Origin of the sequence: Kribbella sp. NPDC003505 (genome assembly GCF_040610875.1) — a bacterium.
In the GTDB taxonomy this organism is placed as follows: Bacteria; Actinomycetota; Actinomycetes; order Propionibacteriales; family Kribbellaceae; genus Kribbella.
The window spans coordinates 34,093-46,843 of sequence record NZ_JBEXNA010000016.1 but is presented as its reverse complement, the minus strand read 5'-3'; the positions used below and the strand labels follow the sequence as shown (position 1 = coordinate 46,843).

Below are 12,751 nucleotides of genomic sequence, written 5' to 3'. Positions count from 1 at the left end.
GGTCAGCCGGCGCGGTAGAGGGAGCCGCCGCCGGAGATGGCGATGGCCGCCCGCCGGCCGCCGACGTTGAGGCTGACGATGAAGGTCGTGCCCGACTGCCGGACCGAGTACGTGACCGTCCCGCTCGCACGCACCGGAACCACGAACGACAGGATCGACGCCGTCTTGCCGGACCGGGCCAGCATCAGCGTCGGCGCCGACTTCCGGACGAAGCTGCTCGGGTAGGTCCAGCCCTGGATCGGGCTGGTCTGGGCCTGCTTGACCAGGATCGCGCCCGGCGGCAGCGCCTGCTTGAACGGGACCTGGAACAGGATCGTCTTCGTGCTGTCCCTGGGCGCGATCGCGGTTGCGGTCGTCCGCGAGTACACGCTCGCCCGCTGATCCGACGGCAGGTGCCACAACGTCTGGAACGCCTGGGCGGTCCGCGCGGAGGCAACGTCCCACGTGACCAGCAGATCCGGATCCTTCAGCACCAGAACCCGCCGTACCCGGCTGATCCCGCTTCCCGGTGCGTCGGTGAACACGTACGACTCCGACGTGGTCTTCACCGAGTACGCCGCCAGCCTGGTGGTCGGGTTCGTGTACGTCGACAGCGGGGTGGTCATCACGCTGTGCGCACTGGGGCCGAGCGTCCACGTGCGCCAGACACCGGCGTTGTACGCCGCGTAGCCGCCGTTGATGACGATGTCGCGACCGCGGGCGGTGTAGGTGATGCCGGTGTGGTCGAAGTGCCCGTGGAACGCCCGCGGCGGGCCGTACCTGATGCTGTACGCCGACTCGCCTCTGAAGCCGCGCGCCGGATCGGTGCCCCACCCGGTCCGCCCGAACACGTACCCGGCCGAGTAGACCCCGACCCGCCACGGCGGCGCGGTGCCCTTCGTACCCAGCGAACCGGCGTACTCCATCGGCGTCCCCGCATACGGGTAGGTCGCCTGCAGCTCGGTGTCGCCGATCTGGGGCAGCCGGCCGACCGAGTTCGTCGCCAGCGTCAACCACTTCGCCAGCAGCGCGCGTCGCGTCTGGATCGTCGTCCCGGGAGAGACCCCGCCGTTCTGCAGGACGGTGATCGCCCGGCCCCACAGCCGGTAGTTGAACGCCGCGTACCCCGTCGACTGCTCGTTCGTGGACCCCTGCGCGTCGATCGAGGTCGTGATGCCGGCCGCGAGACGCTTGACGGCGAGGTTCTTGTAGTCGCTGCGGTTCAGGGTGACGCCAACGCCGAACAGCGCGATGCTCTCGTCAGTGCCATGGTTCCACGCACCGCTCCAGTAATTGGTCAAAAACCGGGCGTGACTGAGCAGCGCCGCGTCCACCCACGCATACCGGGCCGGGACCGCGGTCACTTTCAGCCCGGACAGGATCGCCTGCCGCAGGCAGATCAGCACGTTGGTGCGGTGCATGGTCGACTCCCACGCGCCGACGTTCGCCTTCCACGAGTACGGATTGTCGCGGTACCAGTCGTAGGCGATCGTGTTCACCCGCGTCAGTGCCGTCAGGTTGCCCGTGCTCGCGGCCGCGATCCCTTGGCCGAGCCAACGAAGCGAGTGGAACCACATGTACCAGCTGGCGTTCTTGTACGGATTCAGCGACCAGTTGATGTTCCCGCCGCCGTTACCGACCTTGTACGCCGCATACGGCGACCAGGTGAACTTGTCGGCATACAGGTTCGCCAACGGGTTCTGCGTTTCGAGACCGCTGTAGCCGGGGCACGCGTAGAACGGTGCCGCCAGGCTCTGGACCGCCGCGGTGCCGATGTCCGTGGCCGGCGCGGCCGTCGCGGGCACGACGTTGCTCGCGCCCGGCACGAACTCGGCCCCGCCCGGCTCCTCCGGCCCCGGGACGATCTGGATGCCGGGGGTCTCCCCCGGTGCACGAATTTCTCCTGACGCCGTTCCTGCCCCCAGCAGGAGAACAGCGATCCCCACGGCCGCAACGGCCGTTCCCCTGAATCGCATGAAGTTGTACCTCTCCCCCACCGCCCCCGGACACCGGCGACGGTCACCGACCGAAACCGGCGCGCACACAGCGCGCCCGACCTCGGGCAGCCCGCGGAGTCCGCGGGGGCGGTCAGCTCACCGAGGTTTGATCTCCCCTACCTGCCTTGATGCGCCCGGACCGCCGAAGGTTGCGAACACGACAGAGCGCCAGGACCCCGGAGGATCCTGGCGCTCAGGTGTTCGTTGGTTCAGCCCATGGTCTTCTGGCCGTCGATCGCTTCCCTGACGATGTCGGCGTGGCCGGCGTGCTGGGCGGTCTCGGCCGCGATGTGCAGGAAGACGCGGCGGACGCTCCAGAACACGCCCGGCGGCTGCCAGGGAGCCGCCGGAAGTTCGTAGCTGGTGTCCAGGTCGAGGGTGCGGACGAGCTCATCGGTGGCGGCCGCGACCTTCTCGTACTCCGCGAGCACCCCGGCCAGCGTCTCGCTCTCGGTCAGTCGGAACTGGTCCTGCCAGGTCGCCATCATCTCCGGCGTGTACTCCGTCGGCGTGCTCTCCCCCTTGCCCTGCGCGAACTCGGCCCAGTGCTGCTCGGTCGCGCTCACGTGCTTGATCAGCCCGCCGACCGTCAGTTCGCTGACGGTGCTCCGGGTCCGCGCCTGCTCGTCGGTCAGCCCCTGCGCGGTGTGCCGCAGGAAGTACCGATGCTTCCCGAGAAACTCCAGGATGTCCGCCCGCTCGTTTGTCGTCATGCCAAGAACTGTAGAACCCATAGCGGTCAGCAACTGACCGCTACAGAAACCGTGGTGAGTTCGTGGTCGGTGCGTGGTTGGGACGTGGTTGCCGGAGTTACCGCTTCTCGTGGCGGGGGCTTGGGGGCTAGCGTTTCGCGGGGGCGGCGACAGGGCCGGTCCCTTTGTGAGCAAGGGGGTTCACCGTGGGAACGATCACGACCAGCGACGGTACGGAGATCTTCTACAAGGACTGGGGGACGGGGCAGCCGATCGTCTTCAGTCACGGGTGGCCGTTGTCGGCCGACGACTGGGACAACCAGCTGCTGTTCTTCCTGTCGAAGGGGTACCGCGTGGTCGCGCACGACCGTCGTGGGCACGGCCGGTCGACGCAGACCGGTGACGGACACGACATGGACCACTACGCCGACGACCTGAAGGCGGTCGTCGACCACCTCGACCTGCGCGACTGCATCCACGTCGGCCACTCGACCGGCGGCGGCGAGGTCACGCACTACCTGGCCCGGCACGGCGAGGACCGGGCCGCCAAGGCCGCGCTGCTGTGCGCGGTCCCGCCGTTGATGGTGCAGACCGACGCGAACCCGGAGGGCCTGCCGAAGGCGGTCTTCGACGACCTCCAGGCACAGCTCGCGGCCAACCGCTCGGCCTTCTACCGCGCACTCCCGGAGGGGCCGTTCTACGGCTTCAACCGGCCGGGCGCCGTGCCGAACGAAGCGATCATCGCGAACTGGTGGCGGCAGGGCATGATGGGCGGCGCCAAGGCGCACTACGACGGCATCGTCGCGTTCTCCCAGACCGACTTCACCGAGGATCTGAAGAAGATCACCCTCCCGGTGCTGGTGGTGCACAGCGAGGACGACCAGATCGTCCCGTACGCCGACGCCGGCCCGAAGTCGGCCGCGCTGCTCAAGAACGGGGTCCTCAAGACCTACAAGGACCTCCCGCACGGTCTGCCGACCACGCACGCCGACGTGGTCAACGCCGACCTCCTCGAGTTCTTCCAGTCGTAGTCCACCCTCCTGGCTTCGTCACGCATCAGCGCGCCCTCCCGGCGACAGTCGGCTGACGAAAGGCATCACCGATGCACCTCCGCAGAACACGTTTTCTGGCGGTCCTCGGGGCCATCCTCGCGGTCCTGATCGCGGCCGTGACCCCGGCCGCGGCGTCGGACTCGGGCGGCCCGAGACCGACCGTCGTACTCGTCCACGGCGCCTGGGCCGACGGGTCCAGCTGGTCGAAGGTCACCAGCCGGCTGCTCGACGACGGCTACACCGTCCGGGTCCCACCGAACCCGTTGCGCAACCTGACCACCGACGCCGCGACCATCCGCGACTTCCTCTCCACCCTGTCCGGGCCGATCGTCCTGGTCGGGCACTCGTACGGCGGTGCGGTCATCACCAACGCCGCCACCGGCAACCCGAACGTCAAGGCGCTCGTGTACGTCGACGCGTTCGCACCCGCCGAGGGCGAGGTCGTGTTCCCGCTGGCCGGCGCCGACTCGGCTCTCGCGGTGCCGCCGGAAAACGTTTTCGACTTCGTCCCCTACCCCGGCGCACCAGCCGGTGACGTCGACCTGTACCTCAAGCACGACACGTTCCTGACCTCGTTCGCGTCCGGCGTACCGCGCCGGCAGGCCGAGAACCTCTACCCGTCCCAGCGCCCGCTCGCGCTCAGCGCCGGCTTCACCCCGTCCGGACCGCCCGCGTGGGCCACCATCCCGTCCTGGTACGTGCTCGGCACCAAGGACCTGATCATCACCCCGGACGCCCAGAACTTCATGGCCACCCGGGCGCACTCCACCATCACCCGCATCCCGACCGGTCACCTCGGGCTGATCACCGACCCCGACGCGGTCACCAAGGTCGTCAAGACCGCGATCCGCGCCACCCGCTGACGGGCGCCCGATGACGGCTTGCGTACGACGCTGCGCAGGCCGTCATCACCCGGCGCGAGGTGTTGTGCGGCCCGCCCCCAGGTGTTAGGTCGGAAACGACCAGACGGGCCGGGAAACGGTCCCGGACCGATGGTCGGTCCTGGGGAGGGATCATGGGCAGACCACGCCTCATCATCGCTTCCGTCGCTGCCTTCGCAGCCGCCCTGTGTGGAGCCGCCGTCGCTGCCTACGCGGCACCGGCCACCGAGGTGACGGTCGGCAGTCCGCCGACCCCGTTCTCGCAGAACAAGCAGAACGAGCCTGCGGTAGCGATCGACGCGCACGATCCGGCGGTGCTGGCCGCGGGGGTGAACGACGAGATCGACATGGAATCGTGCGCGGCGGGTGACCCGAGCACCTGTCCGTTCACCGACGGCGTCGGCGTCTCCGGCGTCTACTTCTCGTTCGACAGCGGCCAGAGCTGGACCCAGCCGACGTACACCGGCTGGACCGCCAGGCACTGCCTCGGCCCGGCGGTCTGCGTTCCGCGCGTCGGCCCGATCGGTACGCTGCCGCACTACTACGAGGCCGGGCTGGTCTCCGACGGCGACCCGGCCGTCGCGTTCGGACCGCGTCCGGGCCCGAACGGCACGTTCTCCTGGGCCAACGGCTCGCGGTTGTACTACGCCAACCTGACGTCGAACTTCTCCGCCAACCGACGGCTGGAGACGTTCCGCGGTGTCGAGGCGATCGCGGTGTCGACCACCGACGACGTCCGCGCGGCGGCGGCCGGCAACGCCTCGGCCTGGACCGCGCCGGTGATCATCTCCAGGCAGTCCTCGACGACCTTCTCCGACAAGGAGCAGATCTACGCCGACAACGCGGCGAGCAGCCGGTTCTTCGGTCATGTGTACACCTGCTGGTCCAGCTTCCGCAGCAACAGCCATGGGAACGCCCTGCCGATCCCGCTGACCGTGGCACGCTCGGCCGACGGCGGCCGTACCTGGATCACGAAGCAGGTCGGACCGGCCTCCAGCAACGGCGTCAACCAGCAGGCCGACGGCTGCGTCGTCCGTACCGACAGCACCGGGAACGTCTACGTCTTCGGCGTCGGCGCCCGCAGCGGCACGAACTTCCAGTTGATGTACAAGTCGACCGACGGCGGCGCGCACTGGTCCGGGCCGACCCTGGTCGCGCCCGTGGTCAAGCCCGGCGTCTTCGACCCGGTCGAGGGTCGCCCCGTGATGGACGGCATCGCCGGCGCCCGCGTCGACCTGGCCGGCGGACCGAACGTCGACATCGCGAACGGCCGTCCGACCGGCGCCGGCGCGACCGACGAGCTCTTCATGACCTGGTCCGACGGCCGGGCAGGCCTGAACCACGAGCAGCTGATGCTGACCTGGTCGGCAAGGGGCGGAACGTCCTGGGTCACCCCGGCGCCGCTCGCCCTGACAGCCGGGGACCGTCCTGTCTACACCGCGCCCGCGGTGTCCCCGGACGGCAGCGACCTGTACATCGTGCACAACTCGTTCACGACGCCGTACCGCGCCAACACGACGGATCCGCGCGGCCTGGTCGGCGAGGTCCGGCACGCGAACGTGTCCGGCGGCGTGCCGTCCGGCTGGACGACGCTCGAACGTGTGCCGGGCGGTGACCCCCGGGGCAGCAGTGCGAACGCGCTGATCTCGGAGTTCCTCGGCGACTACGTGTACGCCGCCGCGACGAACGACCGCGCCGTCGCGGTCTGGAACGACGCCCACGAAGCGGGCGTCTGCGCGTCGATCAACGCCTACCGGGCCTCGCTCTACACGACGAGCCCGTTGCCGGCGCCGAACGTGCTGGCGACCTGCCCGGCGACCTTCGGCAACACCGACATCCTCGGCGGCAGTTACCCCGACCCGACACCGTAAGTCGAGCGGAGCGAGGGCGCCGTCCGCCGGGCGGCGCCCCTGCTCGCCAAATCGTTTGCGCGCTCCGGCCGGCCCCGCCAGGCTGACCGGATGAACGACGCGCTGCAGATCCGGCCGTTGCGGGCCGGCGATCCGGAGCTGATCTCCGGGGCGATGACCGCGATCGGCTGGAACAAACCCTTGTCGCAGTACGAGAGGTACCTGGCCGAACAGGCAGCCGGGACGCGCGACATCCTGGTCGCCCTGGTCGACAACGGATACGCCGGCTATGTCACGGTGCGCTGGGAGTCGCCGTACGAACCGTTCGGCGGCATCCCGGAGATCCAGGACTTCAACGTGCTGCCGGAGCTGCGGCGGCGCGGGATCGGGACCGCGCTGATGGACGCGGCCGAGGCTCTGGTCGCGGAGCGGTCGCCGGTGGTCGGGATCGGGGTCGGGCTGTACCCGGACTACGGGCAGGCGCAGCGGATGTACGTCCGCCGCGGCTACCTGCCGGACGGCCGCGGCCTGATCTACGGCGGCCGCCAGGTGGCGCCGATGGAGATGATCCGCAACGACGACGACGCGACCCTGATGTTCACCAAACAACTGCGGTAGCGTCGATGGGGTGCGTGCGATCGAGTACTCCGTGACCGGTGAGCCCGACGTCCTGACCCTCGTGGACAGGCCGCTGACGGAAGTCGGACCCGGCGAGGTCCGGGTGCGGATCCACCGGTCGGGCGTCAACCCCACCGACTGGAAGTCGCGCCGCGGCAACGAGGCCGGTACGGCGGTGCACCCCGCGCAGGTTCCGAACCAGGACGGCGCCGGTGTCGTCGACGCCGTCGGCCAGGGGGTCGACGTGGCGCTCACCGGGCGCCGGGTCTGGCTCTGGGAGGCCGCGTACCAGCGTCCCGCGGGCGGGACGGCGCAGGAGTACGCCGTGGTCCCGGTGCGGCACGTGATGCCGCTGCCCGACGACGCGTCGTACGACCTGGGCGCCTCGCTCGGCGTACCGTTCCTGACCGCCCACCGCTGCCTGACCGTGACCGAGGACGGCCCCGACCGCCTCGGGCCGGGCAGGCTCGCCGGGCGGACCGTGCTGGTGGCCGGCGGCGCCGGGGCGGTCGGCAACGCGGCGATCCAGCTGGCCCGGTGGTCCGACGCGACGGTGCTCACCACCGTGAGCGGTCCGGAGAAGGGCAATCTCGCCGGGCTCGCGGGCGCCGACCACGTCATCGACTACAAGCAGCAGGACGTGGTCGCCGAGGTCCGGGCGATCGCGCCGGGCGGCGTGAACACGATCGTCGAGGTGTCCCCGGCGGCGAACGCGGCCATCGACGCCGCGGTGCTCGCCCCGCACGGCTCGGTGGCGGTGTACGCGACCGACGGCGGCCCGACGATGGAGCTCCCGGTGCGCGCGTCGATGGTGCCCAACGCCCGCTGGCAGTTCGTCCTGCTCTACACCGCACCCGAGTCCTGGCGCCCACGCGCCCTCGCCGACGTCACCGCCGCCGTGGAAGCCGGCGCCGTCCGCATCGGCCCGGAAGCCGGACTGCCGCTGCACCACTACCCACTCGAGCGCGCCGCGGACGCCCACGCTGCCGTGGAGGACAGCATCGTCGGCAAGGTCCTGATCGACGTCGTCCCGGACTGACCGGCAGGCCGGAGGGGGAGGCCGGCTCTACGCTGCGGCGAGGAACGCCAGGCGTTGTTGCAAGGCCGCTGCGCAGCGGCAGGCCGGATCGTCGGTGCAGAGCAGTGCGGCGGGGTCGTTCTCGACGAGTTGGCGGGTTGCGGCGAGCACCGCCTGCTTCGGGATCCGGCGGACCCGGGCCTGGCCGATCCGGACTTCCTTCGTCGCGGAGCGCAGGGCCGGCTCGATGGCGTCGAACTCGCGGCTGTCGCCGGGGATGTTCGGGAGCTCGACCCACAGGCCGTCGGCGGATTTCGCGTACCGGTAGAAGCGGGAGCGGCCGAGCTGCTGCTCGGCGAGGTGGATCGTGGTGTTCGAGGTATGGGAGACGCCGAGCAGCAGGACGTCGCCGTCGAGGGCCTCGATCGGGCCCAGCGGCCAGTCGGGGCGCTGGGCTTCGAGGAGCCGCTCGGCGGCCGGACCGGCGGCCTGGTAGGAAAACAGCGGATGTCCGGTGCGGAACGGCGAGCAGGTCTGACGGAAAGTTTCCGGAATCGTTCCGAGCCAGCGATCGACCGGGAGCTCTGGACGGAAACTGGTTGCCTGCGACAACCGTTGGTCGAAGTCCGGCCAGCTGTCCGCGTTCCAGTAGGCGTTGTGCGGGCGGACCAGTCCGGGCGGGGCCGGGATCCCGGTGAGGTCCCAGGTGCCGGCCGGCATCAGCACGGTCCCGCAGACCTCGGTCAGCGCCGCGCAGACCGCCTCGGCGCCGCCGTCGACGTACCCGAAGGACCTCAGCGACGAGTGCACGATCACCTCGGACGTCCGGTCGAGCCCGAGCTTCCGCAGCCCGTCGACGAGATCCGCTCCGGTCACAGCCTGCGTTGCGCGCATCCCGGCAATATCCCATCCACGGCCCCCGGTCCGCCTGGCATTTTCCGGACTGTTGCGCGGACGGCCGCCGAGGGTGGACCGTCGGAGGTGGGGTGGTTGTCATGATGCTGGTGGTCGGTGGGACCGGGGAGCTGGGCGGGCAGGTCGTTCGGCAACTGGTCGAGCGTGGGGTGGACGTACGGTGCCTGGTGCGTTCCGCCGGCGGGATTCCCGGGGCCGAGCTGGTCACCGGCGATCTGACCGATCCCGCGAGCCTGCGGAAAGCGTGTGCGGGGACGGAAACGGTGGTGGCGACGGCCACCGCGATCGGGCGGCTGCTGGCCGGTGTCCGGGGACCGTCGATCCGGGAGACCGACGAGCTCGGCATGCTGGCGCTCGTCGACGCCGCCGAGGAGGCCGGCGTCCGGCGGTTCGTCTACGTCTCGTACGCCGGAGTCGACGCAGGCCTCGGAGTACCGATCGAGCACGCCAAACTCGCCGTCGAGGACCGGCTGCGACGATCCGCGATGCGGTACGTCGTCGTCCGGCCCGACGCGTTCCAGGAGATCCACCTCGGGCCGCTCGGGCGGTTCGATCTCGCCCACGGCAAGGTCGGCGTGATCGGCAACGGGAACGCCAAGCATCGCTGGGTCAGCACGGCGGACGTCGCGGCGCTGATCGCCGCGGTGGCGGTGGAGACCGATCCGCCGGAGCTGATCGAGTTCGGCGGACCGGAGGCGCTCAGCCGCACCGAAGCGATCGCGTTCGCGGAGAACGTCCTGCAGCGCAAGCTCAAGGTGCAGCGGCTGCCCGCCGCCGTCGCCCGGCCGGCGATCAAACTCCTCAGCCGAAGGAACGAGGCCGTCGCGTCAGTACTCGGCATCGGCCTGCTGTTCTCCCTTCAGGACGTGCCGTGGACCGACGAGCCCTTACGCAGCAGGGGAATCGTCCCGCACCCGACGACCGACTTCCTCCGCGCACAGGCAGCCCAGAGCTAGTTTCCGGCCGGTCGGGAAAGCGCGAGCCAGACCGGGACCCACGAGAGTGCGATCAGACCGCCGGAGATCCAGAGCGTGCCGCGCGCGCCGATGGCCGATCCGGCCGCGCCGCCGAGCAGCGCGCCGAGCGGGAACAGCCCCATCAGCAGGAACCGCATCGTCGCGTTCACGCGGCCCAGAAGGTATGCCGGCACGATCCGCTGCCGCAACGTCACGCTGGAGATGGCGTACACGATCTGCCCCAGCTCACCCGCCGCGAACCCCAGCACCGCCACCGCCACCAGCCATCCCGGCCGCGCGAGCGGAACGAGCAGTCCGAGCCCGCCGGCGAGGACGAGCGAGCCCCAGATGATGCGCTCGGACCCGAACCGCCGGGCCAGCCGCGGCGTCACTGCCGCTCCGAGCATCGCCGTCGCCGACCCGGCCGCCAGCAGGATCCCGACCCACGCCGGGCTCAACCGCAGCGTGCGGACCAGGAACACCAGGTTGACCGCCGACGCGACCGCGAACGCGACGTTGTTCATCGCACTGCTGACCGCGATCGCCCGGATCACCCGGTGCCGCGCGACGTACACGAGCCCTTCCCGGATCTCGCTCCACAGTCCGGACGAGGTCCGTCGTACGACGTCCTCCGAGGCGCGGATCGCCAGCAACGACACGGCGGACACCACGAACGTCACCGCCTGGACCAGAACGACGGAAGCGGCGCCGATCGCGGACACGAGCCAGCCGCCGATGCCCGGACCTGCCACCTGTCCGGAGGCCCGGACCGTCTCCAGGGCAGCATTCCCGGCCAGCAGCCGGTCCTTGCCGACCACCGACGGCAGGTAGCTCTGGTACCCGACGTCGAAGAACACCCGCGCCAACCCGGTCAGCAACGCCACCACGATCAACTGCGTCATCGTCAGTACGCCGAGCCACGCGGCCACCGGGATCGAGCCGAGCATCCCCGCCCGGGCGAGATCACTCGCCACCAGGATCGGCCGCCGACGGCAGCGATCCACCCACACTCCGGCCGGCAACCCGATCAGCGCGAAGCCGACCGTCCCGGCCGCGGACACCAAGCCGACCTCGAACGGCGTGGCGCCGAGCCCGAGCACCGCCAGCAGCGGAATCGCCACGCCACTGACCTGCGCCCCGAACTGACTGGTCGTCTGCCCGACCAGCAACCACCGAAAATCTCTCGTCACGACAACCTCCACAGGACCGGATGGGAACCCCACCCGCCTGCAGAAAGTCGTCGCTAGGGGTGGGGCACGTTACCGGCCTCGCGGGAGGCGGTCAAAGTGATGCGTTGCCGGAAGCGGGCCTTCTCCTCCGGGTCCAGCCAGCTCGCCTCCAGCGCGTCGAGGGAGATGCCGGCCATGTCCTGCCACGAGTAGCCGAAGGCCGCGGCGACGGCGGCGTACTCGGCGGCGAGGTCGAGGCCGATGAGGGCCGGGTCGTCGGTGTTGACGGTCGCGAGCAGACCAGCGGCGCGTAACTGCGGGTAGCTGTGGTCCTCGAGCCGCGGGAACGCGTTCGCGATCAGGATGTTCGAGGTCGGGCACACCGTCAGCGGGATGCGGGTGTCCGCGAGGCGCCGGACCAGTTCGGGATCTTCCAGGACCGACAGGCCGTGGTCGATGCGCTCGACGCCGAGGACGTCCACGCAGGCGGCGATCGCCGAGGCGGGCGAGTTCTCGCCCTGGTGCGCGGTCAGCCGGAAACCGGCCGCGCGCGCCGCCTGGTAGGCCGGCAGGTACGAGGCCGGATCGATGCTCCGCTCCGTCGAATCCATCCCGATGCCCAGCACCCGCTCGATCCCGCGGGCGCCCGACCTGCGGAGCCCGGCGAGCCGTTCGACCAAGTCCAGGCCGGCAGCCGGCCCGAAGGCGCGATCCATGTCGGCGATCAGCAAGCACCTTGCACCGGTCTCCGCCTCAGCCGCGGACAGTCCCTCGTCCAGACCGGCCACGATCGACGCCAGGTCCTGCCCGTCGGCCAGGTGTCGCGCGGGGGTGAAGAACGCCTCCCGGTACACGACTCCGTGCCGGGCGCCGTCCACCACGGACTCGTAGGCCAACCGGCTCCAGTCCTCCGGCCTGACCAGGGTCGACTGCACGAGCCAGAACACCCGCAGGAAGCCGTCCAGGGAGTCGTACCGATACAACTCCGAGGGTTCCGCGACCGGCAACGGTACGTCGTTGCGCCGGGCAAGCTCAACCACCGTGACCGGGCGCATCGTGCCCTCCAGGTGACAGTGCAACTCCACCTTGGGCAGCACGTCGAACGTCGTCATACCTGCGATGATGACGGCAACCTAAGAAGCCTGGAAGAGTCCCGTTTCCCGGTAGACGGCGTGCAGACGCAGCACCACCTCGGTCGGTGGGTGCAGGGGTGCTGGCGGCGTCGCGAAGAAGCCGGCTTCGACGACCTCGGACTCGTCGGGACGGAGCGTGCCGGTCCAGCGTCGGGTCTCGAAGCAGAGCGCGAAGCACTGCACGACGTCGCCGTTCGGATAGGTCAGGGTGTGGACGTCGGCGCGCGACAGGCTGGCGAACGGCACCAGATCGTCCTCGGCCACGCCCAGCCCGGTCTCCTCGGTGAACTCGCGGGCCGCCGTACGGCGGAAGCTGTCGCCCGGCTCGGCACCGCCCGCGGGAAGCTCCCACCGGCCGGAGTCGCGGCTCCGCTGGAACAGGATGCGGCCGTCCGCGTCGATCGCGAGGACCTGTGCGCCCGGCAGCAACAGCAGCCGGGAACCGACGTCGCGCCGGAGGCCGGCGAGGTAGGAGTCCACGGATGAGAGGG

The 12,751-nt window shown here is 70.3% G+C and carries 12 protein-coding genes; 6 read left to right on the top strand and 6 right to left on the bottom strand.

The window, feature by feature from the left end:
• Positions 1-2: 2 nt before the first annotated feature.
• Positions 3-1,955 carry a heparinase II/III family protein gene (locus tag ABZX12_RS38445; RefSeq protein ID WP_355700394.1) on the bottom strand — a complete coding sequence of 651 codons (1,953 nt, stop codon included), beginning with the start codon at positions 1,953-1,955 and terminating at the stop codon, positions 3-5.
• A gap of 230 nt (positions 1,956-2,185) precedes the next feature.
• Positions 2,186-2,689 carry a DinB family protein gene (locus ABZX12_RS38440; protein WP_355700393.1) on the bottom strand — a complete coding sequence of 168 codons (504 nt, stop codon included), beginning with the start codon at positions 2,687-2,689 and terminating at the stop codon, positions 2,186-2,188.
• Positions 2,690-2,874: 185 nt separating this feature from the next.
• Here ABZX12_RS38440 and ABZX12_RS38435 point away from each other — a divergent pair, with 185 nt between their 5' ends.
• From ABZX12_RS38435 to ABZX12_RS38415, 5 genes are all read left to right on the top strand, one after another.
• Positions 2,875-3,699 (top strand): alpha/beta hydrolase, encoded by an 825-nt coding sequence (locus ABZX12_RS38435; RefSeq protein WP_355700392.1) that lies wholly within the window; start codon positions 2,875-2,877, stop codon positions 3,697-3,699.
• Positions 3,700-3,770: 71 nt separating this feature from the next.
• On the top strand, positions 3,771-4,583 hold the full coding sequence (locus ABZX12_RS38430; protein ID WP_355700391.1) for an alpha/beta hydrolase: 813 nt from the start codon (positions 3,771-3,773) through the stop codon (positions 4,581-4,583).
• 152 nt (positions 4,584-4,735) lie between these two features.
• Complete coding sequence (locus ABZX12_RS38425; RefSeq protein WP_355700390.1) at positions 4,736-6,472, top strand: sialidase family protein; 1,737 nt, start codon at positions 4,736-4,738, stop codon at positions 6,470-6,472.
• Positions 6,473-6,562: 90 nt separating this feature from the next.
• Positions 6,563-7,069: a GNAT family N-acetyltransferase gene (locus ABZX12_RS38420; RefSeq protein WP_355700389.1), complete on the top strand. Its 507-nt coding sequence runs from the start codon at positions 6,563-6,565 to the stop codon at positions 7,067-7,069.
• A gap of 10 nt (positions 7,070-7,079) precedes the next feature.
• Positions 7,080-8,108: an NADPH:quinone reductase gene (locus ABZX12_RS38415; protein WP_355700388.1), complete on the top strand. Its 1,029-nt coding sequence runs from the start codon at positions 7,080-7,082 to the stop codon at positions 8,106-8,108.
• 27 nt (positions 8,109-8,135) lie between these two features.
• Here the strand turns inward: ABZX12_RS38415 and ABZX12_RS38410 are convergent, their stop codons facing one another.
• Complete coding sequence (locus tag ABZX12_RS38410) at positions 8,136-8,981, bottom strand: AAC(3) family N-acetyltransferase (RefSeq protein WP_355700387.1); 846 nt, start codon at positions 8,979-8,981, stop codon at positions 8,136-8,138.
• A gap of 101 nt (positions 8,982-9,082) precedes the next feature.
• Here ABZX12_RS38410 and ABZX12_RS38405 point away from each other — a divergent pair, with 101 nt between their 5' ends.
• On the top strand, positions 9,083-9,958 hold the full coding sequence (locus ABZX12_RS38405) for an NAD(P)H-binding protein (RefSeq protein WP_355700386.1): 876 nt from the start codon (positions 9,083-9,085) through the stop codon (positions 9,956-9,958).
• Here ABZX12_RS38405 and ABZX12_RS38400 read toward each other — a convergent pair.
• From ABZX12_RS38400 to ABZX12_RS38390, 3 genes are read right to left on the bottom strand one after another with little or no spacing between them, the layout of a single operon-like run.
• Positions 9,955-11,148: an MFS transporter gene (locus ABZX12_RS38400; RefSeq protein ID WP_355700385.1), complete on the bottom strand. Its 1,194-nt coding sequence runs from the start codon at positions 11,146-11,148 to the stop codon at positions 9,955-9,957. The genes ABZX12_RS38405 and ABZX12_RS38400 overlap by 4 nt on opposite strands.
• Before the next feature lie 53 nt (positions 11,149-11,201).
• The gene (gene add / locus ABZX12_RS38395) at positions 11,202-12,239 is read right to left on the bottom strand and encodes an adenosine deaminase (protein WP_355700384.1); all 1,038 of its coding nucleotides are present in this window, start codon (positions 12,237-12,239) and stop codon (positions 11,202-11,204) included.
• 21 nt (positions 12,240-12,260) lie between these two features.
• Positions 12,261-12,740 carry an NUDIX domain-containing protein gene (locus tag ABZX12_RS38390; RefSeq protein WP_355700383.1) on the bottom strand — a complete coding sequence of 160 codons (480 nt, stop codon included), beginning with the start codon at positions 12,738-12,740 and terminating at the stop codon, positions 12,261-12,263.
• Positions 12,741-12,751: the final 11 nt, after the last annotated feature.

Excerpts from the sequence above, each read along its gene's own strand:
- ABZX12_RS38445 (WP_355700394.1), bottom strand. The coding sequence starts at position 1,955 with ATGCGATTCAGGGGAACGGCCGTTGCGGCCGTGGGGATCGCTGTTCTC.
- ABZX12_RS38440 (WP_355700393.1), bottom strand. The coding sequence starts at position 2,689 with ATGACGACAAACGAGCGGGCGGACATCCTGGAGTTTCTCGGGAAGCAT.
- ABZX12_RS38430 (WP_355700391.1), top strand. The coding sequence starts at position 3,771 with ATGCACCTCCGCAGAACACGTTTTCTGGCGGTCCTCGGGGCCATCCTC.
- ABZX12_RS38425 (WP_355700390.1), top strand. The coding sequence starts at position 4,736 with ATGGGCAGACCACGCCTCATCATCGCTTCCGTCGCTGCCTTCGCAGCC.
- ABZX12_RS38420 (WP_355700389.1), top strand. The coding sequence starts at position 6,563 with ATGAACGACGCGCTGCAGATCCGGCCGTTGCGGGCCGGCGATCCGGAG.
- ABZX12_RS38410 (WP_355700387.1), bottom strand. The coding sequence starts at position 8,981 with ATGCGCGCAACGCAGGCTGTGACCGGAGCGGATCTCGTCGACGGGCTG.
- ABZX12_RS38405 (WP_355700386.1), top strand. The coding sequence starts at position 9,083 with ATGATGCTGGTGGTCGGTGGGACCGGGGAGCTGGGCGGGCAGGTCGTT.
- add (WP_355700384.1), bottom strand. The coding sequence starts at position 12,239 with ATGACGACGTTCGACGTGCTGCCCAAGGTGGAGTTGCACTGTCACCTG.